At 68.1% G+C, this 23782-nt stretch carries 19 protein-coding genes and 1 tRNA gene; 3 read left to right on the top strand and 17 right to left on the bottom strand.

All coding sequences use genetic code 11. The features are described 5' to 3' along the window. Positions 1-56: 56 nt before the first annotated feature. The 15 genes from tuf to ACFWN1_RS06520 form a co-directional block, all read right to left on the bottom strand. Positions 57-1250 carry an elongation factor Tu gene (gene tuf / locus ACFWN1_RS06590; RefSeq protein ID WP_384358864.1) on the bottom strand — a complete coding sequence of 398 codons (1194 nt, stop codon included), beginning with the start codon at positions 1248-1250 and terminating at the stop codon, positions 57-59. A 142-nt stretch (positions 1251-1392) separates the two neighbouring features. Further along, positions 1393-3519, bottom strand: coding sequence for an elongation factor G (gene fusA, locus ACFWN1_RS06585; RefSeq protein ID WP_384358862.1), 2127 nt, complete (start codon positions 3517-3519; stop codon positions 1393-1395). Between the two features lie 39 nt (positions 3520-3558). After that, positions 3559-4029, bottom strand: a complete 471-nt coding sequence (gene rpsG, locus ACFWN1_RS06580; protein ID WP_003992340.1) for a 30S ribosomal protein S7 — start codon at positions 4027-4029, stop codon at positions 3559-3561. Between the two features lie 2 nt (positions 4030-4031). Then, positions 4032-4403 (bottom strand): 30S ribosomal protein S12, encoded by a 372-nt coding sequence (gene rpsL, locus ACFWN1_RS06575; protein ID WP_003948652.1) that lies wholly within the window; start codon positions 4401-4403, stop codon positions 4032-4034. A 322-nt stretch (positions 4404-4725) separates the two neighbouring features. Further along, on the bottom strand, positions 4726-5190 hold the full coding sequence (locus ACFWN1_RS06570) for a DUF1707 and DUF4190 domain-containing protein (protein ID WP_384358868.1): 465 nt from the start codon (positions 5188-5190) through the stop codon (positions 4726-4728). Between the two features lie 297 nt (positions 5191-5487). Then, positions 5488-9387, bottom strand: coding sequence for a DNA-directed RNA polymerase subunit beta' (locus ACFWN1_RS06565; RefSeq protein WP_384358860.1), 3900 nt, complete (start codon positions 9385-9387; stop codon positions 5488-5490). 109 nt (positions 9388-9496) lie between these two features. After that, positions 9497-12982 (bottom strand): DNA-directed RNA polymerase subunit beta, encoded by a 3486-nt coding sequence (gene rpoB, locus ACFWN1_RS06560; RefSeq protein WP_384358858.1) that lies wholly within the window; start codon positions 12980-12982, stop codon positions 9497-9499. Positions 12983-13550: 568 nt separating this feature from the next. Then, a complete protein-coding gene (gene rplL / locus ACFWN1_RS06555; RefSeq protein ID WP_384358855.1) occupies positions 13551-13934 on the bottom strand; it encodes a 50S ribosomal protein L7/L12 in 384 nt (127 codons plus the stop codon). Positions 13935-14050: 116 nt separating this feature from the next. Beyond that, on the bottom strand, positions 14051-14581 hold the full coding sequence (rplJ, locus tag ACFWN1_RS06550; RefSeq protein ID WP_384358853.1) for a 50S ribosomal protein L10: 531 nt from the start codon (positions 14579-14581) through the stop codon (positions 14051-14053). A 305-nt stretch (positions 14582-14886) separates the two neighbouring features. Then, positions 14887-15756: a hypothetical protein gene (locus tag ACFWN1_RS06545; RefSeq protein WP_384358851.1), complete on the bottom strand. Its 870-nt coding sequence runs from the start codon at positions 15754-15756 to the stop codon at positions 14887-14889. Between the two features lie 182 nt (positions 15757-15938). Then, complete coding sequence (rplA, locus tag ACFWN1_RS06540) at positions 15939-16664, bottom strand: 50S ribosomal protein L1 (RefSeq protein ID WP_384358849.1); 726 nt, start codon at positions 16662-16664, stop codon at positions 15939-15941. Between the two features lie 96 nt (positions 16665-16760). After that, positions 16761-17195, bottom strand: coding sequence for a 50S ribosomal protein L11 (gene rplK, locus ACFWN1_RS06535; RefSeq protein WP_005481290.1), 435 nt, complete (start codon positions 17193-17195; stop codon positions 16761-16763). Positions 17196-17379: 184 nt separating this feature from the next. Further along, positions 17380-18324, bottom strand: a complete 945-nt coding sequence (gene nusG, locus ACFWN1_RS06530) for a transcription termination/antitermination protein NusG (RefSeq protein WP_384358847.1) — start codon at positions 18322-18324, stop codon at positions 17380-17382. 79 nt (positions 18325-18403) lie between these two features. Then, entirely contained in the window at positions 18404-18688 is a 285-nt protein-coding gene (gene secE / locus ACFWN1_RS06525; protein ID WP_384358845.1) for a preprotein translocase subunit SecE, read from the bottom strand. 111 nt (positions 18689-18799) lie between these two features. Next, a tRNA-Trp gene (locus ACFWN1_RS06520) sits at positions 18800-18872 on the bottom strand. A gap of 259 nt (positions 18873-19131) precedes the next feature. Between ACFWN1_RS06520 and ACFWN1_RS06515 the strand changes: the two genes are divergently transcribed. From ACFWN1_RS06515 to ACFWN1_RS06505, 3 genes are all read left to right on the top strand, one after another. Continuing rightward, entirely contained in the window at positions 19132-20358 is a 1227-nt protein-coding gene (locus tag ACFWN1_RS06515; protein ID WP_384358843.1) for a pyridoxal phosphate-dependent aminotransferase, read from the top strand. A 122-nt stretch (positions 20359-20480) separates the two neighbouring features. Beyond that, a complete protein-coding gene (locus tag ACFWN1_RS06510) occupies positions 20481-21524 on the top strand; it encodes an adenosine deaminase (protein WP_384358841.1) in 1044 nt (347 codons plus the stop codon). Further along, a complete protein-coding gene (locus tag ACFWN1_RS06505; RefSeq protein WP_384358839.1) occupies positions 21521-22153 on the top strand; it encodes an NAD(P)-dependent oxidoreductase in 633 nt (210 codons plus the stop codon). Before ACFWN1_RS06510 ends, ACFWN1_RS06505 begins: the two co-directional genes overlap by 4 nt. Before the next feature lie 40 nt (positions 22154-22193). Here the strand turns inward: ACFWN1_RS06505 and ACFWN1_RS06500 are convergent, their stop codons facing one another. Together ACFWN1_RS06500 and ACFWN1_RS06495 are read right to left on the bottom strand one after the other, a co-directional pair. Beyond that, the gene (locus tag ACFWN1_RS06500; protein WP_384358837.1) at positions 22194-23249 is read right to left on the bottom strand and encodes a UDP-N-acetylmuramate dehydrogenase; all 1056 of its coding nucleotides are present in this window, start codon (positions 23247-23249) and stop codon (positions 22194-22196) included. A 102-nt stretch (positions 23250-23351) separates the two neighbouring features. Continuing rightward, the gene (locus ACFWN1_RS06495; protein ID WP_384358835.1) at positions 23352-23780 is read right to left on the bottom strand and encodes a MaoC family dehydratase; all 429 of its coding nucleotides are present in this window, start codon (positions 23778-23780) and stop codon (positions 23352-23354) included. Positions 23781-23782: the final 2 nt, after the last annotated feature.

Raw genomic sequence — 23782 nt, 5'->3', positions numbered from 1 at the left:
GACTTGTGTCGTGCGGGCCTCTCCGGGTCGGTCAACGACCCTCAAGCAAGCGGTACTTACTTGACGATCTTGATGACCTGGCCGGCGCCCACCGTGCGGCCACCCTCGCGGATGGCGAACTTCAGGCCCTCTTCCATGGCGACGGGCTGGATGAGCGTAACGGTCATCTCGGTGTTGTCGCCCGGCATGACCATCTCGGTGCCCTCGGGGAGGGTCACGACGCCGGTCACGTCCGTGGTGCGGAAGTAGAACTGCGGGCGGTAGTTGTTGAAGAACGGCGTGTGGCGGCCACCCTCGTCCTTGGACAGGATGTAGGCCTGGGCCTCGAACTCGGTGTGCGGGGTGACCGAACCGGGCTTGATGATGACCTGGCCGCGCTCGACGTCCTCGCGCTTGATGCCGCGGAGCAGCAGACCGACGTTCTCACCGGCCTGGCCCTCGTCGAGCAGCTTGCGGAACATCTCGATGCCGGTGACCGTGGTGGTGGTCTTGTCCTGCTTGATACCGACGATGTCGACGGTCTCGTTGACCTTGAGGACACCACGCTCGATGCGGCCGGTGACGACGGTGCCACGACCGGTGATCGTGAAGACGTCCTCGATCGGCATCAGGAACGGCTTGTCGACGTCACGCTCGGGCTGCGGGATGTTCTCGTCGACGGCCTTCATCAGGTCGAGGACGGTGTTGCCCCACTCCTTGTCGCCCTCGAGCGCCTTGAGCGCCGAGACCTTGACGACCGGCAGGTCGTCGCCCGGGAACTCGTACTCGGAGAGCAGCTCGCGGACCTCGAGCTCGACGAGCTCCAGGATCTCCTCGTCGTCCACCATGTCGGCCTTGTTCAGGGCGACGACGATGTACGGAACGCCGACCTGGCGGGCCAGGAGCACGTGCTCCTTGGTCTGCGGCATCGGGCCGTCGGTGGCGGCGACCACGAGGATGGCGCCGTCCATCTGCGCGGCACCGGTGATCATGTTCTTGATGTAGTCCGCGTGACCGGGGCAGTCGACGTGGGCGTAGTGACGCGTCTCGGTCTGGTACTCGACGTGCGCGATCGAGATCGTGATACCGCGCTGGCGCTCCTCGGGAGCCTTGTCGATCTGGTCGAAGGCCGAGGCCTCGTTCAGGTCCGGGTACGCGTCGTGCAGCACCTTGGTAATGGCGGCCGTGAGGGTCGTCTTACCGTGGTCGATGTGACCGATGGTGCCGATGTTGACGTGCGGCTTAGTCCGCTCGAACTTCGCCTTCGCCACTGGGTCCTCCTGTGGAGTGGTTCTGGTACGCCTTACTCATCGGCGCCAGGTGATCTTTGCTGGGATGCCGCCCGCCAGGGTCTTTCCGCGTGGTCCGACCCTGGCGGTCGGTGTCAAGCCTAAAGCGTGCGAACGGGGTGCGTTACTCGCCCTTGGCCTTCGCGATGATCTCCTCGGCGACGTTCCGCGGAACCTCGGCGTAGGAGTCGAACTGCATCGAGTAGCTTGCGCGACCCGAGGTCTTGCTGCGGAGGTCTCCGACGTAGCCGAACATCTCCGAGAGGGGCACGAGGCCCTTCACGACGCGGGCACCGGCCCGCTCCTCCATGGCCTGGATCTGGCCACGGCGGGAGTTGATGTCGCCGATGACCTCGCCCATGTAGTCCTCGGGCGTGGTGACCTCGACGGCCATCATCGGCTCCAGGAGCACGGGGGACGCCTTGCGCGCGGCCTCCTTGAAGGCCTGCGAACCGGCGATCTTGAAGGCGAGCTCGGAGGAGTCGACCTCGTGGTAGCCACCGTCGAGAAGAATGACGCGGACGCCCGTCATCTCGTAGCCGGCCAGGATGCCGAACTGCATGGCCTCCTGCGCGCCGGCGTCCACCGAAGGGATGTACTCCTTCGGGATGCGGCCACCGGTGACCTTGTTCACGAACTCGTACGAGGCGTCGCCGCCCTCGATCGGCTCGATCGCGATCTGCACCTTGGCGAACTGACCGGTACCACCGGTCTGCTTCTTGTGGGTGTAGTCCACGCGCTCGACGGCCTTGCGGATCGTCTCGCGGTAGGCGACCTGCGGCTTGCCGACGTTGGCCTCGACCTTGAACTCACGGCGCATACGGTCGACCAGCACCTCGAGGTGCAGCTCGCCCATGCCACCGATGATGGTCTGGCCGGTCTCCTCGTCCGAGTGGACCTGGAAGGAGGGGTCCTCCTCCGCGAGACGCTGGATGGCGACACCCAGCTTCTCCTGGTCACCCTTGGACTTGGGCTCGATGGCGACCTGGATGACCGGCGCCGGGAAGTCCATGGACTCCAGGATCACCGGGTTCTTGTCGTCGGACAGCGTCTCACCGGTGGTGGTCTGCTTCAGGCCCATGACGGCGACGATGTCACCGGCGCCCACCGACTCGATCTCCTCACGCTTGTTGGCGTGCATGCGGTAGATCTTGCCGATGCGCTCCTTCTTGCCCTTGACGGAGTTCAGCACCGAGGTGCCGGACTCCAGGCGGCCCGAGTAGACCCGGACGAAGGTGAGCTTGCCGAGGTGCGGGTCGCTCATGATCTTGAACGCCAGCGCCGACAGCGGCTCGTCCTCGGACGGCTTGCGCTTGACGACGACCTCGGGGTCCTTGACGTCGTGGCCCTCGATGGCCTCGACGTCGAGCGGGGTCGGCAGGTAGCGCACGACCGCGTCGAGCAGGGGCTGGACGCCCTTGTTCTTGAACGCGGTGCCGCAGAACACCGGGGTGACCGTGACGCCGTCGGACTTGCCGGACGCGATGGTGATGCGGCGGATCGCGGCGTAGAGCTGCTCCTCGGTGGGCTCCTGGCCCTCCAGGAACAGCTCCATGATCTCGTCGTCGTGCTCGGCGACGGTCTCGACCAGCTTGCCGCGGTACTCCTCGGCGGCCTCGACATGCGTGGCCGGGATGTCGACGACGTCGTACATCTCGCCCTTGGCCGCCTCGGCGGACCACACGAGCGCCTTCATGCGGACGAGGTCCACGACGCCCTGGAAGTCCATCTCGGCACCGATCGGGAGCTGCATGACGATCGGGACGGCGCCGAGGCGCTCCTTGATCATGTCCACGCAGCGGTGGAACTCGGCGCCGGTACGGTCCAGCTTGTTGACGAAGCAGATACGCGGCACGCCGTAGCGGTCGGCCTGACGCCACACCGTCTCGGACTGCGGCTCCACACCGGCGACACCGTCGAACACCGTCACGGCACCGTCGAGCACCCGGAGGGAACGCTCCACCTCGACGGTGAAGTCGACGTGACCCGGGGTGTCGATGATGTTGATGGTGTAGTCGCTGCCCTCAAGGGGCCAGTGACAGGTGGTGGCAGCAGAGGTGATCGTGATGCCACGCTCCTGCTCCTGCTCCATCCAGTCCATGGTGGCGGCGCCGTCGTGGACCTCACCGATCTTGTACGACACACCGGTGTAGAACAGGATCCGCTCGGTGGTGGTCGTCTTGCCCGCGTCGATGTGGGCCATGATCCCGATGTTGCGGACCCTGGCCAGGTCAAGTGAAGTGGTAGCCATAAGGCTTCGGTCTTCTCTCGGTCTCGATGTGGGTAGCGACTACCAGCGGTAGTGCGCGAAGGCCTTGTTGGACTCGGCCATCTTGTGCGTGTCCTCGCGCTTCTTGACGGCCGCACCGAGGCCGTTCGAAGCGTCGAGAAGCTCGTTGAGCAGACGCTCGGTCATCGTCTTCTCGCGACGGGCGCGGGAGTAACCGACGAGCCAGCGCAGCGCGAGCGTGTTGGCGCGACCGGGCTTGACCTCGATCGGCACCTGGTACGTCGCACCGCCGACGCGGCGGGACTTGACCTCGAGGGTCGGCTTGATGTTCTCCAGCGCGCGCTTCAGCGTGATGATCGGGTCGTTGCCCGTCTTCTCACGCAGACCCTCCATGGCGCCGTAGACGATGCGCTCGGCGGTGGAGCGCTTGCCGTTCAGCAGTACCTTGTTGATGAGGGAGGTCACCAGAGGAGAACCGTAGACCGGGTCGATGATGACCGGGCGCTTCGGGGCGGGGCCCTTACGAGGCATTCTTACTTCTCCTTCTTGGCGCCGTAGCGGCTGCGGGCCTGCTTGCGGTTCTTGACACCCTGGGTGTCGAGCGAGCCGCGGATGATCTTGTAACGAACACCCGGCAGGTCCTTCACACGGCCGCCGCGCACGAGCACGATGGAGTGCTCCTGCAGGTTGTGTCCCTCACCCGGGATGTAGGCCGTGACCTCGATGCCGCTGGTCAGACGCACACGCGCGACCTTACGCAGGGCCGAGTTCGGCTTCTTCGGGGTGGTCGTGAACACACGCGTGCAGACGCCACGACGCTGGGGCGAACCCTCGAGTGCGGGCGTCTTGTTCTTCTCGACCTTGTCCTGCCGGCCCTTGCGGACCAGCTGCTGGATCGTAGGCACTACTTCTCCGGTTTCTGTGTGCCGAATGGTGAAGCTAACCTGGAACATTGCCGACCCACGCGGTCGGGTGTGTCGGACCCGCGGACTCCCGCCGCAAAGGGAAGAGCGCGGATCTCGGTGGCCGCTGACGGCTCGCCGTGCGGTGAGAAGCACACACGGGAGCCAGGGCACACCCCAGGCACAAGGTCTGAGCGTACCTACCGCACGGACTTCGGTCAAAACAAATGCGAGGCGGCCACCCGTGGCGGACAGAGCATGTCAAGTCACGACGCCACTGACGATCTTCGATTTCACGTAGCGCACACACGGCGCCACGCTCCCGTCATCGGTCCAGCACGCCCACCGCGATCAGCAGCAGCCAGAACAGCGCCCAGCCGCCGGCGGACAGCCAGCCGAGAACCAGGCCGGTCAGGGCCAGTCCGTCCCCGTCCTCGCCGGTACGGCGGATCTCCGCCCGCGCGGTGTGCCCCAGCACCACCGCCGGGATTCCGGTGAGCCCGGCGGTCAGCAGGCACAGCAGCCCGCACACCGCCGAACCCACCGCCTTGCCGTTGGCAGCCGGCCGCGGTGTGGGCAGAAACACCTGCGGTACGGGCGTCAGGGCCGCCCGTAGCGGCGCCGGCCCCTGCGGGAGGTCGGCCACCACCAGCGCCAGCTCGCCGACCGTGCGGGCGGCGAACACCCGGCCCACCCTCAGGTCGAACTCCTCCTTCTCCAGGCGCCCTTCGGCGAACCCGGCGCGCAGCACGTCCACGGCGCGGTCCCGCTCGGCGTGCGACGCCAGCATGAACGCGGCCGCGCCGCCCGTGCCCCGGGGCGGTGCCGGCCAGGGCACGGGGTGCTGGGGCACGAAAGGACCGGAGAAGCCGGAGAAGGGGGCCACAGGCCACGCCGGCGGCCGCGACGACTGCGACGGCTGCGACGACTGCTGCCACGACGGCTGCGACACGGAGCACCTCCCGAACCCCCGACCGGGGTTCTTCCATCATGCGCCCAAATGTCCGCCGTGCGAGGGGAAAACGCCGAAGGGCGGCACCCCGGGGAGGATGCCGCCCTTCGGTTCGAGCGCCTTTCGGCTGCCCGCCTACTGGTTGTACGGACCGTAGTCGTAGTCCTCCAGCGGAACGGCCTGGCCGGAGCCCGCGCCGAACGGCGAGTAGTCGATGTCGTCGTAGCCGACGGCCGAGTACATCGCGGCCTTGGCCTCCTCGGTCGGCTCGACCCGGATGTTGCGGTAGCGGGACAGACCCGTACCGGCCGGGATGAGCTTACCGATGATGACGTTCTCCTTGAGGCCGATCAGGGAGTCGGACTTGGCGTTGATCGCCGCGTCCGTCAGGACCCTGGTCGTCTCCTGGAAGGAGGCCGCGGACAGCCACGACTCGGTCGCCAGCGACGCCTTGGTGATACCCATCAGCTGCGGACGGCCGGAGGCGGGGTGACCGTTCTCCTGGACCACACGACGGTTCTCGGTCTCGAACTTCGAGCGCTCGACCAGCTCGCCGGGCAGCAGCTCGGCGTCGCCCGACTCGATGATCGTCACACGGCGGAGCATCTGCCGGATGATGATCTCGATGTGCTTGTCGTGGATCGACACACCCTGCGAGTTGTAGACCTTCTGGACCTCGCCGACCAGGTGGACCTGGACGGCACGCTGACCCAGGATGCGCAGCACGTCGTGCGGGTTGGTGGCACCCACGGTGAGCTGCTGGCCCACCTCGACGTGCTCGCCCTCGCGGACCAGGACCTTGGCACGCTTGGAGATCGGGAACGGCGTCTCGTCGCTGCCGTCGTCCGGGGTCACGACGAGCTTCTTGGTCTTCTCGGTCTCCTCGATCCGCACGCGGCCGCTGGCCTCGGAGATCGGGGCGACACCCTTCGGGGTACGGGCCTCGAACAGCTCGACCACTCGGGGCAGACCCTGGGTGATGTCGTCACCGGCCACACCACCGGTGTGGAAGGTACGCATCGTCAGCTGGGTACCGGGCTCACCGATGGACTGGGCGGCGATGATGCCGACCGCCTCACCGATGTCGACCAGCTTGCCGGTGGCCAGCGAGCGGCCGTAGCACATCGCGCAGGTACCGACGGCGGACTCGCAGGTCAGGACCGAGCGGGTCTTGACCTCCTCGACGCCGGCCTTGACCAGCTGGTCGATGAGGACGTCACCGAGGTCGACGCCCGCCGGGGCGAGCACCTTGCCGTCGACGACGATGTCCTCGGCGAGGCAGCGCGCGTACACGGACGTCTCGACGTTGTCCGCCTTGCGCAGCACACCGTCGGCGCCGCGCTCGGCGATCGACAGCTTGAGGCCGCGCTCGGTGCCGCAGTCCTCCTCGCGGATGATGACGTCCTGCGAGACGTCCACCAGACGACGGGTGAGGTAACCCGAGTCGGCGGTACGCAGGGCGGTGTCCGCCAGACCCTTACGGGCACCGTGGGTGGAGATGAAGTACTCCAGCACGGACAGGCCCTCACGGAAGGACGCCTTGATCGGACGCGGGATGGTCTCGTTCTTGGCGTTCGACACCAGACCACGCATACCGGCGATCTGCCGCATCTGCATCATGTTTCCTCGGGCACCCGAGTCGACCATCATGAAGATGGGGTTGGTCTTGGGGAAGTTCGCGTTCATCGCCTCGGCGACCTCGTTGGTCGCCTTGGTCCAGATCGCGATGAGCTCCTGAGTGCGCTCTTCCTTGGTGATCAGACCGCGCTCGTACTGCTTCTGGACCTTCTCGTCCTGTGCCTCGTAGCCCTTGACGATCTCCTTCTTCGCCTCGGGAACGACGACGTCGGAGATGGCCACGGTGACACCGGAACGGGTCGCCCAGTAGAAGCCCGCCGCCTTCAGGTTGTCGAGCGTCGCCGCCACGATGACCTTGGGGTAGCGCTCGGCCAGGTCGTTGACGATCTCGGAGAGCTGCTTCTTGCCCACCGAGTAGTCCACGAACGGGTAGTCCTCGGGCAGCAGCTCGTTGAAGAGCGCGCGGCCCAGGGTGGTGCGCAGCCGGAAGGTGTCGCCCGTCTGGTACTCGGGCTCGCCCTCCTCGCGCGCCGGCGGCGTCCAGCCACGCGGCGGGATGGTGCCCACCGGGAAGCGGATGTCGACCGGCGACTGCAACGCCAGCTCGCCGGCGTCGAACGCCATGATCGCCTCGGCCGTGGAGCCGAACGCGCGGCCCTCGCCCTTGGTGTCACGCAGTTCGCCGTCGGTGGTGAGGAAGAACAGACCGAGGACCATGTCCTGGGTCGGCATCGTCACCGGACGGCCGTCGGCGGGCTTGAGGATGTTGTTCGAGGACAGCATCAGGATGCGGGCCTCGGCCTGCGCCTCCGCCGACAGCGGCAGGTGCACGGCCATCTGGTCACCGTCGAAGTCCGCGTTGAACGCGGTGCAGACGAGCGGGTGGATCTGGATGGCCTTGCCCTCGACCAGCTGCGGCTCGAAGGCCTGGATGCCCAGGCGGTGCAGGGTGGGAGCACGGTTCAGCAGCACCGGGTGCTCGGCGATGACCTCTTCGAGGACGTCGTACACGACGGTACGGCCGCGCTCCACCATGCGCTTGGCGCTCTTGATGTTCTGCGCGTGGTTCAGGTCGACCAGGCGCTTCATCACGAACGGCTTGAAGAGCTCCAGCGCCATGGCCTTGGGCAGACCGCACTGGTGCAGCTTGAGCTGCGGGCCGACGACGATGACGGAACGCGCCGAGTAGTCGACTCGCTTGCCGAGCAGGTTCTGACGGAAACGGCCCTGCTTGCCCTTGAGCATGTCGCTCAGGGACTTCAGCGGGCGGTTGCCGGGACCGGTGACCGGGCGGCCACGACGACCGTTGTCGAAGAGCGCGTCCACGGCCTCCTGGAGCATGCGCTTCTCGTTGTTCACGATGATCTCGGGCGCGCCGAGGTCGAGAAGCCGCTTCAGGCGGTTGTTGCGGTTGATGACACGGCGGTACAGGTCGTTCAGGTCGGAGGTCGCGAAGCGGCCACCGTCGAGCTGCACCATCGGACGCAGGTCCGGCGGGATGACCGGCACGCAGTCGAGCACCATGCCCTTGGGGCTGTTGCTGGTCTGGAGGAACGCGGAGACGACCTTGAGGCGCTTGAGCGCACGGGTCTTCTTCTGGCCCTTGCCGGTGCGGATGATCTCGCGGAGACGCTCGGCCTCCTCCTCGAGGTCGAAGGACTCCAGGCGCTTCTGCAGCGCCGCGGCACCCATCGAGCCGTCGAAGTACGTGCCGAAGCGGTCACGCAGCTCGCGGTAGAGCAGCTCGTCGCCCTCCAGGTCCTGGACCTTGAGGTTCTTGAAGCGGCTCCACACCTCGTCGAGACGGTCGATCTCGCGCTGCGCGCGGTCGCGCAGCTGCTTCATCTCGCGCTCGGCACCCTCGCGCACCTTGCGGCGCACATCGGCCTTGGCGCCCTCGGCCTCCAGCTCGGCCAGGTCGGTCTCGAGCTTCTTGGCGCGGGCCTCCAGGTCGGAGTCGCGGCGGTTCTCGATCTGCTGGCGCTCGACGGAGACGTGAGCCTCCAGCGACGGCAGGTCGCGCTGACGACGCTCGTCATCGACGAACGTGATCATGTACGCGGCGAAGTAGATGACCTTCTCGAGGTCCTTCGGGGCGAGGTCGAGCAGGTAGCCCAGCCGCGACGGAACGCCCTTGAAGTACCAGATGTGGGTCACGGGGGCGGCAAGCTCGATGTGGCCCATCCGCTCACGGCGCACCTTGGCGCGAGTGACCTCGACGCCACAGCGCTCGCAGATGATGCCCTTGAAGCGGACGCGCTTGTACTTGCCGCAGTAGCACTCCCAGTCCCGGGTCGGACCGAAGATCTTCTCGCAGAAGAGTCCGTCCTTCTCGGGCTTGAGCGTGCGGTAGTTGATGGTCTCCGGCTTCTTGACCTCGCCGTGGCTCCACTGACGGATGTCGTCAGCGGTGGCCAGACCGATCCGGAGCTCGTCGAAGAAGTTGACGTCGAGCACTATGCGTCAATCCCTCTCAGGGTTGTAAGTCATGGGGTCTGAAACGGGGGTCCTGGGGCCGGCCGGGGATCGGTTCCTTGCGGGACCGAGCCCCCGTACCGGACTCCCGTCAGACCTCTTCGACGCTGCTCGGCTCGCGCCGGGACAGGTCGATACCGAGCTCCTCCGCTGCGCGGAAGACGTCCTCGTCGGTGTCGCGCATCTCGATGGACATGCCGTCCGAGGACAGCACCTCCACGTTGAGGCACAGGGACTGCATCTCCTTGATGAGCACCTTGAAGGACTCGGGGATGCCGGGCTCGGGGATGTTCTCGCCCTTGACGATGGCCTCGTAGACCTTCACGCGGCCGGTGACGTCGTCGGACTTGATGGTCAGCAGCTCCTGGAGGGCGTAGGCGGCGCCGTAAGCCTCGAGCGCCCACACCTCCATCTCACCGAAGCGCTGGCCACCGAACTGAGCCTTACCACCCAGCGGCTGCTGGGTGATCATCGAGTACGGACCGGTCGAGCGGGCGTGCAGCTTGTCGTCGACCAGGTGGTGCAGCTTGAGGATGTACATGTAGCCGATGGAGATCGGGTCCGGGAACGGCTCACCGGAGCGGCCGTCGAAGAGCCGCGCCTTGCCGGTCGGCTGCACCATGCGCTCACCGTCCCGGTTCGGGATGGTGTGCTGGAGCAGACCCGCCAGCTCGTCCTCGCGCGCACCGTCGAACACCGGGGTGGCGACGTTGGTGCCGGGGTCGACCTGGTCGGCGCCGATCACCTGGAGGCGCTCGGCCCACTCGTCCCCGAGGCCGGAGACGTCCCAGCCACGGCTGGCGAGCCAGCCGAGGTGGATCTCCAGGACCTGTCCCGGGTTCATCCGGGACGGGACACCCAGCGGGTTCAGGATGATGTCGACCGGGGTGCCGTCCTCCAGGAACGGCATGTCCTCGATCGGCAGGATCTTGGAGATGACACCCTTGTTGCCGTGCCGGCCGGCGAGCTTGTCACCGTCGGTGATCTTGCGCTTCTGCGCGACGTAGACGCGGACCAGCTGGTTCACGCCCGGCGGCAGTTCGTCGCCCTCTTCGCGGTCGAAGACGCGGACACCGATGATCTTGCCGGTCTCGCCGTGCGGCACCTTCAGCGAGGTGTCGCGGACCTCACGGGCCTTCTCACCGAAGATCGCGCGGAGCAGGCGCTCCTCGGGCGTCAGCTCGGTCTCACCCTTGGGCGTGACCTTGCCGACGAGGATGTCGCCCGCGGTGACCTCGGCGCCGATACGGATGATGCCGCGCTCGTCCAGGTCGGCCAGGACCTCCTCGGAGACGTTCGGGATGTCCCGCGTGATCTCCTCGGGGCCGAGCTTGGTGTCACGGGCGTCGACCTCGTGCTCCTCGATGTGGATCGAGGAGAGGACGTCGTCCTGCACGAGGCGCTGCGACAGGATGATCGCGTCCTCGTAGTTGTGGCCCTCCCACGGCATGAACGCCACGAGCAGGTTCTTGCCCAGGGCCATCTCGCCGTTCTCGGTGGCCGGACCGTCGGCCAGGACCTGGCCTTCTACGATCAGGTCGCCCTCGTTGACGATGACCTTCTGGTTGACCGACGTTCCCTGGTTGGACCGGGAGAACTTGTGCAGGCGGTACGTGATGTACGTGCCGTCGTCGTTGGCCGTGGTGACGTAGTCCGCGGAGACCTCCTGGACCACACCCGCCTTGGTGGCCTTGACCACGTCGCCGGCGTCGACGGCGGAGCGGTACTCCATGCCGGTGCCGACGAGCGGGGCCTCGCTCTTGATGAGCGGCACGGCCTGGCGCATCATGTTCGCGCCCATGAGGGCACGGTTGGCGTCGTCGTGCTCCAGGAACGGGATCATGGCGGTCGCGACCGACACCATCTGGCGCGGCGAGACGTCCATGTAGTCGACCTCGTCACCGGGGACGTAGTCGACCTCGCCGCCACGACGGCGGACCAGGACGCGGGCCTCTTCGAAGCGCATGTCGTCGCTGAGCGTGGCGTTGGCCTGCGCGATGACGAAGCGGTCCTCCTCGTCGGCGGTCAGGTAGTCCACCTCGTCGCTGACCTGGCCTTCGACGACCTTGCGGTACGGGGTCTCGACGAAGCCGAACGCGTTGACCCGGCCGTAGGAGGCGAGCGAGCCGATCAGACCGATGTTCGGGCCTTCGGGCGTCTCGATCGGGCACATGCGGCCGTAGTGCGAGGGGTGCACGTCACGGACCTCGAAGCCGGCCCGCTCACGGGAGAGACCACCCGGACCGAGCGCCGACAGACGGCGCTTGTGGGTGAGACCCGACAGCGGGTTGTTCTGGTCCATGAACTGCGACAGCTGGCTGGTGCCGAAGAACTCCTTGATGGAGGCGACGACCGGCCGGATGTTGATCAGGGTCTGCGGCGTGATCGCCTCGACGTCCTGGGTGGTCATGCGCTCACGCACGACCCGCTCCATACGGGCGAGACCCGTACGGACCTGGTTCTGGATCAGCTCGCCGACGCTGCGCAGGCGACGGTTGCCGAAGTGGTCGATGTCGTCGGTCTCGACGACGATCGACTGACCGCTGTCGCCGACCGTCTCGGTCTCACCGGCGTGCAGCTTCACCAGGTACTTGATCGTCGAGATGATGTCCTCGACGGTCAGGACGCCCGCGTCCAGCGGAGCGTCCGCACCCAGCTTCTTGTTGACCTTGTAGCGGCCGACCTTGGCCAGGTCGTAGCGCTTGGGGTTGAAGTAGAGGTTCTCGAGCAGCGTCTGCGCGGCCTCACGCGTGGGGGGCTCGCCCGGACGCAGCTTGCGGTAGATGTCGAGCAGCGCGTCGTCCTGGCCCTGGGTGTGGTCCTTCTCCAGGGTGGCGCGCATGGACTCGTACTCGCCGAACTCCTCGAGGATCTGCTCGGTGGTCCAGCCGAGCGCCTTCAGCAGTACGGTGACCGACTGCTTGCGCTTGCGGTCGATGCGGACACCGACCATGTCGCGCTTGTCGATCTCCATCTCCAGCCAGGCACCCCGGGACGGGATGATCTTGGAGGAGAAGATGTCCTTGTCGGACGTCTTGTCGATGGACGAGTCGAAGTAGACACCCGGCGAGCGGACCAGCTGCGACACCACGACACGCTCGGTGCCGTTGATGACGAAGGTGCCCTTGTTCGTCATGAGCGGGAAGTCGCCCATGAAGACGGTCTGGGACTTGATCTCGCCGGTCTCGTTGTTGGTGAACTCGGCGGTGACGAAGAGCGGCGCGGCGTACGTGAAGTCGCGGTCCTTGCACTCGTCGATGGAGTTCTTCGGCGGCTCGAAGCGGTGGTCGCGGAAGGTCAGCGACATCGACCCGGAGAAGTCCTCGATCGGCGAGATCTCCTCGAAGATCTCTTCGAGGCCGGACTTGGTCGGAACGTCCTGGCCGTTCTCGAGGGCCTTCTCGACGCGAGCCTTCCAGGCGTCGTTGCCGAGCAGCCAGTCGAAGCTCTCGGTCTGGAGCGCAAGAAGGTTCGGAACCTCGAGGGGCTCCTTGATCTTTGCAAAGGAGATGCGCAGCGGGGCGGTGCTGGCGCCGTTGTTCGTATTCGCGGTCGAGGCAGTGCGCGAGGCGGCCAAGAGGGGGTCCTTCCGAGGGCTCGGACTCACTACGCGCGTACCGGTCCCTCTCCCGGGCTCACGACGGGAAACCCCAGCTCGGGGAAGTTCGGTCGTCGGTGCTCGGGTGAGAGCAGACCCCTGGTGACGGGCAGGGGACAGCTAACAGGCAGCGCAAAGGGTCAGTGTAGCCACTTGGCACACTGATGTCCAGTGCGGGTTTTGGAGACCCTCGTTTTCCTCAACGCCCTCGTCTTTGACGCCCTCGGCATGCTTGCCCTCGACGCAGGATGATCCTGCCCTCTTCGCCGTCGATCCATGCCTCGGATTCGGATCGTTGTGACGACGCGTCCTGAGAATTGCGCGCTGCGTGCGGTTCGTCAAGGCCCCCCAGCCGGAACGGGGCCCTCCGGACACACAGCGAAGATCACCATACCCCTCGCCACGACGAGTGCAAGGCAACCGTGGTCGCACCCCGAAGACGCCGAAGAGCGACCACCCGGATGGATGATCGCTCTTCGGTACGCTCGCGTTACAGCCTCAGCGGGCCGTCGTCGCGCGCATGAGGTTCGCGGAACCCCGTGAGGTGTTACTTGACCTCGACGGAGGCGCCGGCGCCCTTGAGGGCCTCGGCGGCCTTCTCCGCGGCCTCCTTGGCGACCTTCTCGAGGACCGGCTTCGGGGCGCCGTCGACGAGGTCCTTGGCCTCCTTCAGACCCAGGGAGGTCAGCTCGCGCACGACCTTGATGACCTGGATCTTCTTCTCGCCGGCGCCGGTGAGGACGACGTCGAACTCGTCCTGCTCCTCAGCGGCCTCGACCGGGGCGCCGGGGGCGGCGGGGCCGGCGACGGCGACCGCGGCGGCGGCGGTGACGTCGAACTTCTCCTCGAAGGCCTTCACGAACTCGGAGAGCTCGATGAGGGTCATCTCCTCGAACTGGGCAAGCAGCTCGTCCTGGGTGAGCTTCGCCATGATGGCGGTCCTTCCACTCGATCGGCGGGTGCCGGATGTACTGGATGTGGCGGGCGTACTCAGGCCCGCTGCGACCCCGGCCGCGTCATGCGGCGAGAGTCAGAAAGCGAGCCGAATTACTCGGCACCGCCCTGCTCGGCCTGCTTGGCACGGAGCGCGTCCACGGTGCGGACGAGCTTCGAGGGCAGCGCCTGGAAGAGCTGAGCAGCCTGGGACTGCTTGCCCTTGAAGGCACCGGCCAGCTTGCTGAGCAGAACCTCGCGGGACTCGAGGTCCGCAAGCTTCTTGATCTCGTCGGCGGACAGCGCCTTACCGTCAAGGACACCGCCCTTGATGACGAGATTCGGGTTGTCCTTGGCGAAGTCACGGAGACCCTTCGCCGACTCCACCGGGTCACCGGTGACGAAGGCGACAGCCGTCGGACCGTTGAACAGGTCGTCCAGCGTGGTGATCCCGGCCTCGTTGGCCGCGATCTTGGTCAGCGTGTTCTTCACCACGGCGTACTTGGCGTTCTCACCGAGCGACCGGCGCAGGTTCTTGACCTGCGCCACGGTGAGACCGCGGTACTCGGTAAGCACGGCAGCGTTGGAGTTGCGGAACGCTTCCGTCAACTCGGCCACTGCGGCAGCCTTGTCGGGCCTCGCCATAGAGCCTCGGCCTCCTTCCGGGTGATTCTGACCGCGCGGACCCGAAGGAGGACTAGGAAAAACGAAACGCCCCGGCGCAGGCGCACGGGGCGGACTCGACCGGACACCTACGCGTGGACGCGTCTGCTCCGGGAGTTCTTCCACTGACACCTGCGCGGGTCGCCCACTTTGCAGTAGGTCCTTCGGCCACCACACCCTCAGGTGAGCGTGCGGCAACGACCAGCGGTCTTTGGCTTCTCGAGGAGAATACGGGACGCGGGCGCCGTCGGGCAAATCCGGTCGTGGCGGACTCCGTCCCGGGGTACTCAGCGGGCGCCGCCGATGCCTCCGGAGCGCGCCAGCCTCGTGAAGTCCTGGGTGTCGGCGGCCGGCGGCGCCTTCGCGGCGATACGGACACCGTAGTCGCGGTAGTGGGCGGTACTGACCAGGCTGCCCTGTGCGGTGTCGGCCCGCTCGACCTTCTTGACCAGCAGGTTCCGATGGTCGATCCAGAGATCGACGGTCTCCGTGCTGACCTCGGCCTGGTCCAGCTGGCGCTTGAGGGCGGCCAGCTCGCGGGCGCTGAGACCGCTGTCCCGGCCCGCCAGGGCGGCCACGCGGACCCGGCCCCGGTAGTGGGTGGCCACGGTGCCGTGGACCCGCTCGGCGCCGACCCTGCGCACGTCCCCGGAGGCCAGCAGCATCTTCACCGACTGGTTGGGGGTGGTGTTGCTCATCTGGTCCTTCAGATACATCCCCAGGCCGTCGCCGCCTCGGGCGAGGTCGGCGTACGCGTATCTGATCCAGTGCCGGCCGCCGGCCCGGCGGGCGAAGGTGTCGCTCATGCGCGCGTAGTAGGCATCCGGCAGATAGCGGGCCCTCAGGGAGGAGGTGCCGGCCTTGCGCATGGCGGCGGCGAGGGTGCCGCCGGTGTAGCGGATGGTGAGGTGGCCGGTGACGCCGTCGTCCCAGCGCAGGGCGCCGTAGGAGGACAGGGAGAGGGCCTTGCCGTAGCTGAGCGTGGAGCGGACGCGGACCGACTCTGCGCGGTCGGTGGACCGTTCGGCGGAGCGCAGTGCCGCGAGCGAGCCGCCCCCGCCTCCGCCGCCCGGGGTGTCGCCGCAGGCGGCCAGCGGACCGAGCGCGGCGAGCGCCGTCGCCACGTACCCCAGCCGGCGGACGGTCGTGCTTCTCATCCGGTCCCCCACCCTGTACACCCCTGGACGCGCCTGCCCGCACCGTAACCCAGCGGCCCGCGTGACCGGGAGGGAAAGGGGGGACGAGGGGGGGAACAAGGGGAGGACCCCGCACCCGGAAGGGGTGCGGGGTCCTCGACCTGCGTCATACGTCGCCGACGCGGCTGCCCGCTGAGCTGGGCTCAGACGGCGGCCGGGTCCTCCGCGACGAGGAGGTTGCGGGTGCGGTTCTGGTCCACCAGGATGCCGGGGCCGATCGTGGTGCTGATGGCGGCCTTCTTGATGTAGCGGCCCTTGGCGGCGGACGGCTTCAGACGGAGGATCTCCTCCAGCGCGGCGCCGTAGTTCTCCACCAGCTTCTCGTCGTCGAACGACGTCTTGCCGATGATGAAGTGCAGGTTCGAGTGCTTGTCGACGCGAAACTCGATCTTGCCGCCCTTGATCTCGGTCACGGCCTTGGCCACGTCCGGGGTCACGGTGCCGGTCTTCGGGTTCGGCATCAGACCACGCGGGCCGAGGACGCGGCCGAGGCGGCCGACCTTGCCCATCAGGTCCGGGGTGGCGACGACGGCGTCGAAGTCCAGACGGCCCTTCGCGACCTCGTCGATCAGCTCGTCGGAGCCGACGATGTCGGCGCCCGCGGCGAGCGCGGCCTCAGCACGGTCACCGGTCGCGAAGACCAGGACCCGGGCGGTCTTACCGGTGCCGTGCGGGAGGTTCACGGTGCCACGGACCATCTGGTCGGCCTTGCGCGGGTCGACACCCAGGCGGAAGGCGACCTCGACGGTGCCGTCGAACTTGGTCGTGGAGGTCTCCTTGGCGAGACGGACGGCCTCGAGCGGGGCGTAGAGCTTCTCCCGGTCGACCTTGGCGTCCGCAGCGCGGAGAGCCTTGCTGCGCTTGCTCACAACTGCTCCTGTGTGTTCTGAAAGGAGTCGTGGTACGGGCCGAGCGGGCCCTGCCACGTGCGACCGGCTACGGCCGCATGACTACGGGGTGGGTGTTCAGCCCTCGACCGTGATGCCCATGGAACGGGCGGTGCCGGCGATGATCTTCGACGCGGCGTCCAGGTCGTTGGCGTTGAGGTCGGGCAGCTTGGTCGTGGCGATCTCGCGTACCTGCGCCTCGGTGATCTTGGCGACCTTGGTCTTGTGCGGCTCGCCCGAGCCCTTCTCGACACCAGCGGCCTTGAGGATCATCTTCGCGGCCGGCGGGGTCTTGGTCACGAAGGTGAAGGAGCGGTCCTCGTAGACCGTGATCTCCACCGGGATGACCCAGCCACGCTGCGACTCGGTCGCGGCGTTGTAGGCCTTGCAGAACTCCATGATGTTGACGCCGTGCTGACCGAGCGCGGGGCCGACCGGCGGGGCCGGGTTCGCCGCACCGGCGTTGATCTGGAGCTTGATAAGCCCCGTGACCTTCTTCTTCTTGGGAGGCATAGCTCTCCGGGTCCTTTCGATTCGGGTCCATGCCCAACTCCGGGAAGCACCCGGACGCAGGCATACCGCACAACGATAGCGGGTATAACTGTGCGGCTGAAAACCGAGCAGGTCAGACAAGCTGTGACAGCCCGTCTGACCTGTTCGGAAGAGAGTGATTCCAGCGGGAACCGGTTACGAGGAACTAGTTCTTCTGGATCTGGTCGAAGCTCAGCTCGACCGGGGTCTCGCGACCGAAGATCTCCACCAGACCCTTGACCTTCTTCGAGTCGGCGTTGATCTCGTTGATCGTGGCCTGGAGGGTGGCGAAGGGGCCGTCGGTGACGGTGACCGAGTCGCCGACCTCGAAGTCCAGCACCTGGACCTCGACCTTGCGCTGCGGCACCGGCTTGCCCTCGGCCTCGGCGGCCTCGCGGGCGGCCTTCTCCTCGGCCTCCGGGGCGAGCATCTTGACGATCTCGTCCAGGGTCAGCGGGTACGGGTCGTAGGCGTTGCCCACGAAGCCGGTGACACCGGGGGTGTTGCGGACGACGCCCCAGGACTCGTTCGTCAGGTCCATGCGGACCAGGACGTAACCCGGCAGCTTGTTCTGCTTGATCGTCTTGCGGTCGCCGTTCTTGATCTGGACGACCTCTTCCTGCGGCACCTCGGCCTGGAAGATGTAGTCCTCGACGTTCAGCGAGACGGCGCGCTGCTCCAGGTTCGTCTTCACGCGGTTCTCGTAACCCGCGTAGGTGTGGATGACGTACCACTCGCCGGGCAGCGTGCGCAGCTCCTCGCGGAGTGCGGCGACGGGGTCGACCGGCTCGGCGGGCTCTTCCTCGACGGCCTCGACGGCCTCGGTGGCCTCGTCGGCATCGATGCCTTCGGCGGCCTCGGTGGCTTCGACGACTTCGGCGGCCTCGTCGGTCCCGACGACACCCTCGGTGTCCTCTTCGGCCTCGGCCACGGCCTCGGCGTCACCGTCGATGTGCGGCGCGGCCTCTTCGGCGGGCTCGCCCGCCGGGGCCTCGGCAGCCTCGAACTCGTCCTGCTCGTCCGCGCCCTCGACGATGTCGAGCTCGGCGTCCACCGCCTCGGCGGTTTCACGGCGAGGCTCGGTGGCGTCGTTCAGGTTCGGGTCAGACACGATGGCTGCTTCTTCCTGGATACATAGGGGTGGAACATGCGAAAAAGGCGCCGGTACCACGGCGCCCTTCGCTCTCGGCTCAGCCGAAGACGTACTTGGCCGCGTGGTTGAGGCCATAGTCAATCACGGTGACCAAGCCGATCATGATGACGACGAAGACGATCACGACGGTCGTGTACGACGTCAGCTGATTGCGCGACGGCCAGACGACCTTGCGGAGTTCCGCGATGATCTGGCGGTAGAAGGTGGCAAGACGCTTCAGCGGGCCCTTCTTGGCTCGCTTGCCGCCCTTGCGGGGCTTCTTGTCGTCCGACAGCTCGTCCTGGGCATCAGGCGTGTCGATGGAGCCCACGGCGTCCGTCATGCGTCCTCACCTGATCCCGGAATCATGGCCGTGCCGCGCCCGGTGAAATCAGAGCCGCACGGCGGTGCATTGCTGTACGTACATGCGCACACATCCTGGCGGTGTGTGTAGCAGGGCCGGAGGGACTTGAACCCCCAACCGCCGGTTTTGGAGACCGGTGCTCTACCAATTGAGCTACGACCCTTCGGTGTCCCCCAACCTACCGCATCCGCCCGACCGCTCGGTGGAGAGCGCTCACGCGGTGGCTGCTGGAGGCCAACGAGGTGTGAGTGTACGTGTTTCACGGCCCGGCGTCGAACAGAAAGTGCCCGGCCGGGAGCCCGGTGTGGAAGATCGTCCTGGCCGTGGCCGGGATTCGGACCCTTGTTCCGGTGGCCGCCCGGTGCCGTTCAGTCCGTGAAACCCGTGTGCCGGCCGTGTTTCCGGTCTGGAACGATGGGCGTATGAGCGCTGCAACCCCTCCCACCGAGCGCCGGGTCTCCGCCCGAGTCGGCGCGATCTCCGAGTCCGCCACCCTCGCCGTGGACGCCAAGGCCAAGGCCCTCAAGGCCGCCGGGCGTCCGGTGATCGGCTTCGGCGCCGGTGAACCCGACTTCCCGACCCCGGACTACATCGTCGAGGCGGCCGTAGAGGCCTGCCGGAACCCGAAGTTCCACCGCTACACCCCGGCCGGCGGTCTGCCGGAGCTGAAGGCGGCCATCGCCGCGAAGACCCTGCGGGACTCGGGCTACGAGGTCGACGCCTCCCAGATCCTGGTGACCAACGGCGGCAAGCAGGCCATCTACGAGGCGTTCGCCGCGATCCTCGACCCGGGCGACGAGGTCATCGTCCCTGCCCCGTACTGGACCACGTACCCGGAGTCGATCCGGCTCGCGGGCGGTGTCCCGGTGGAGGTCGTGGCCGACGAGACGACCGGCTACCGCGTCACCGTCGAGCAGTTGGAGGCGGCGCGCACGGAGAAGACGAAGGTCGTCCTCTTCGTCTCCCCGTCCAACCCGACCGGCGCGGTCTACGGCGAGGCCGAGGCCGAGGCCATCGGCCGCTGGGCCGTCGAGCACGGCCTGTGGGTGCTGACCGACGAGATCTACGAGCACCTGGTCTACGGCGACGCCACCTTCACCTCGCTCCCCGCGATCCTGCCCGAGCTGCGGGACAAGTGCGTCGTGGTCAACGGCGTCGCCAAGACGTACGCCATGACCGGCTGGCGGGTGGGCTGGGTCATCGGCCCGAAGGACGTGGTCAAGGCAGCGACCAACCTCCAGTCGCACGCCACCTCCAACGTCTCCAACGTGGCGCAGGTCGCCGCGCTGGCCGCCGTCTCCGGTGACCTGAAGGCCGTGGCGGAGATGCGCGAGGCGTTCGACCGACGCCGCCGCACGATCGTGCGGATGCTGAACGAGATCGACGGCGTGCTGTGCCCCGAGCCCGAGGGCGCCTTCTACGTCTACCCGGCGGTGAAGGACCTGCTGGGCAAGGAGATCCGGGGCAAGCGCCCGGAGACCACGGTCGAGCTGGCCGCGCTCATCCTGGAGGAGGCCGAGGTCGCGGTCGTCCCGGGTGAGGCGTTCGGCACACCGGGCTACCTGCGGCTCTCGTACGCGCTGGGTGACGAGGACCTGGTCGAGGGCGTCAGCCGGGTGCAGAAGCTGCTGGCGGAGGCGCGGGACTGAGGTTCCCCTCCCAGCGACGGGCCGTCTTCCTTGAGGGGAGGCGGCCCGCTTCTGTGTACGAGCAGGCCCACCGGAGGGGAACCGGTTACCGGTGTGGCGTCCCGGTGCGGCAGGATCTATGGATGGAGCGTGTACGTGATCTCTCGGAGCTTCCCAAGGCCCATCTGCATCTGCACTTCACCGGCTCGATGCGGCCCGCCACCGTCCTGGAGCTGGCGGACAAGTACGGGGTGCGGCTGCCCGAGGCGCTGATCGGGGCCCTGACCAGCGGAGAACCGCCGAAACTGCGGGCCACCGACGAGCGCGGCTGGTTCCGCTTCCAGCGGCTGTACGACGCGGCGCGCTCGTGCGTGCGCGAGCCCGAGGACATCCAGCGGCTGGTCCGGGAGGCCGCCGAGGAAGACGTCCGGGACGGTTCGGGCTGGCTGGAGATCCAGGTGGACCCGACCTCGTACGCTCCCCGGCTGGGCGGTCTCATCCCGGCGCTGGAGATCATCCTGGACGCGGTGGACACCGCCTCCCGGGAGACCGGGCTCGGGATGCGGGTGCTGGTGGCCGCGAACCGGATGAAGCACCCGCTGGACGCGCGCACCCTGGCCCGGCTGGCGGTGCGGTACGCGGACCGGGGTGTCGTCGGCTTCGGCCTCTCCAACGACGAGCGGCGCGGCCTGGCCCGCGACTTCGACCGGGCCTTCCACATCGCCCGCGAGGGCGGCCTGCTGTCGGCGCCGCACGGCGGCGAGCTGACCGGCCCGGCGTCGGTGCGCGACTGCCTGGACGATCTGCACGCCACCCGGATCGGGCACGGGGTGCGCGCGGCGGAGGATCCGCGCCTGCTGAAGCGGCTCGCGGACCGGGGTATCACCTGCGAGGTCTGTCCGGCCTCCAATGTGGCCCTCGGCGTCTACGAGAAGCCCGAGGACGTCCCCCTGCGCACTCTGTTCGAGAGCGGTGTCCCGCTGGCCCTCGGCGCCGACGACCCCCTCCTCTTCGGCTCCCGGCTGGCCGCCCAGTACGAGATCGCCCGCCACCACCACGCCTTCTCCGACGCCGAACTCGCCGAACTGGCCCGGCAGTCGGTGCGCGGCTCGGCCGCGCCGGCGGACACGAAGGAGCGTCTCCTCGCGGGCGTGGACGAGTGGCTGTCCGAGCCGGTGAGCGCGTGAGGCTGACCGTGTTCGGCGCAACCGGCGGTGTGGGCGGCGAGATCGTCCGGCAGGCCCTGGAAGCGGGGCACGAGGTGACGGCCGTCGTCCGGGACCCCGCCCGGCTCACCGTCACCGGGGACCGGCTGCACGTGGTCCGGGCCGACCTGTCCGATCCGCACACGCTGCGCGGTGCCGTGGCGGGCCGGGACGCGGTCCTGTCGGGGCTGGGGGCGCGCAGCCGCAAGGACGCGGGGGTGACCGCCCGGCTGACGCGGGCGGTGCTGGCCGCGATGGCGGCGGAGGGGACCTGGCGGCTGGTGATCGTCAGCGCCGCCCCGGTGGGCCCCGCCCCCGAGGACGACGGCCTGCTGGACCGCGCGCTGCGGGCCGTGGTGTCGGCAGTCCTCAGGGACACCTACGCCGATCTGCGCGAGACGGAGTCGGAGCTGGCCCGCAGCACCGCCGAGTGGACCTCGGTACGCCCGCCGCGCCTGCTGGACCGGCCTCTGACCGGCCGCTACCGCACGGTGGTGGGCGGCTCCCCGCGCGCGGGCCGGACCATCGGGCGCGCGGACGTGGCCCACGCGATGCTGGCGACGATCGGTGACCCGGCTACGGTCCGGCAGGGCATCGGGGTGGCGTACTAGCCGGACCTCCCGGTGGCGTACTGGTCGGGCCTCTGGCTGGCTAGAGGCTGACGCCGATGGTCACCGGCTCGTTGACCAGGGTCACGCCGAAGACGTCCCGCACCCCGGCGACGACCTCGCGGGCCAGGGCGAGCAGATCCTCGGTGGTGGCCTCGCCCCGGTTGGTGAGGGCCAGGGTGTGCTTGGTGGAGATGCGGGCGGGCCCGGTGCCGTAGCCCTTGGTGAAGCCGGCCTTGTCGATCAGCCAGGCCGCGGAGGTCTTCGTGCGCCCCTCCCCCGCCGGGTAAGCGGGCGGTACGGCGTCCGCGCCGAGCCGCTCGCGCACCCGGTCCCGGAACGCGGTGAACCGGTCGTCGTCCAGGATCGGGTTGGTGAAGAAGGACCCGGCGGACCAGGTGTCGTGGTCCTCGGGGTCGAGGACCATGCCCTTGCCCGCGCGCAGCCTCAGCACGGTCTCGCGGGCGTCGGCCAGCGGTACCCGTTCGCCCGGCTCGACACCGAGGACGCGCGCGGTCTCCGCGTAACGGACCGGCGCCGACAGGCCCCCCGCGTCCGCCAGGCCGAAGCGGACGCGGAGCACGACGTGGCGCTCGGGGTCGGCCTTGAAGCGGCTGTGCCGGTAGGAGAAGGCGCACTCCTCGCCGCTGAGCGTGACCGTCTCGCCCGTCCGGCGGTCGTAGGCGATCACCTCGGTGATGGTGGCGGAGACCTCCTGGCCGTACGCGCCGACGTTCTGGATCGGGGTGGCGCCGGCCGAGCCGGGGATGCCGGCCAGCCACTCGATCCCGGCGAGCCCGGCCTCGACGGTGCGGGCGACGGCGTCCGTCCAGACCTCGCCGGCGGCCAGTTCCAGGGTGGTGCCGCGCAGTTCGACGCCCCGGGTGGCGATGCGCAGGGCGGTGCCGTCGAAGCCCTTGTCGCCGATGACCAGGTTGGAGCCGCCGCCGATGACGAGCAGCGGGGTGCCGCTGTCGTCGGCCGCGCGGACGGTGTCGATCACCTCGGCGTCGGTGGTGGCGGTGACCAGCCGGGTCGCGGGACCGCCGAGCCGGAAGGTGGTCAGCGGGGCCAGGGGGGCGTCGTGGAGTACGTGCACGGGGGCAAGACTACGAGACACGGGAAAAGGTAAGGGGCGCCCGCCACTGCCGGACGCCCCTTACCTCGGCCGCTGCCTCTGCCTTGCCTCTGCCGCTGTCGGTCAGGCCAGCCGGACGACCGCCCGGGACATGCCCAGCACCTTCTGGCCGGCGCTGGTGGCGGTGAGGTCGACGCGGACGGTGTTGTCGTCCAGCTTGGCCGCGACCTTGGCCGAGACCTCGATCAGCGCGCCCTTGTCGTCGTCGGGCACGGGGACGGGCTTGGTGAAGCGGACGCCGTACTCCACGACCGCGGCCGGGTCACCGGTCCAGTCGGTGACGACGCGGATCGCCTCGGCCATGGTGAACATGCCGTGCGCGATGACGTCCGGCAGGCCCACCTCCCTGGCGAACCGCTCGTTCCAGTGGATGGGGTTGAAGTCCCCGGAGGCGCCCGCGTAGCGCACGAGCGTGGCGCGGGTCACGGGGAAGGTCCGGGCCGGGAGTTCGGTGCCGACCTCGACGTCGTCGTACGCGATCTTCGCGGTCATCT

This window comes from Streptomyces sp. NPDC058459, assembly GCF_042721685.1.
GTDB lineage: Bacteria > Actinomycetota > Actinomycetes > Streptomycetales > Streptomycetaceae > Streptomyces.
The sequence above is the reverse complement of the archived record's forward strand: the minus strand, read 5'-3'. Positions and strand labels throughout refer to the sequence as shown.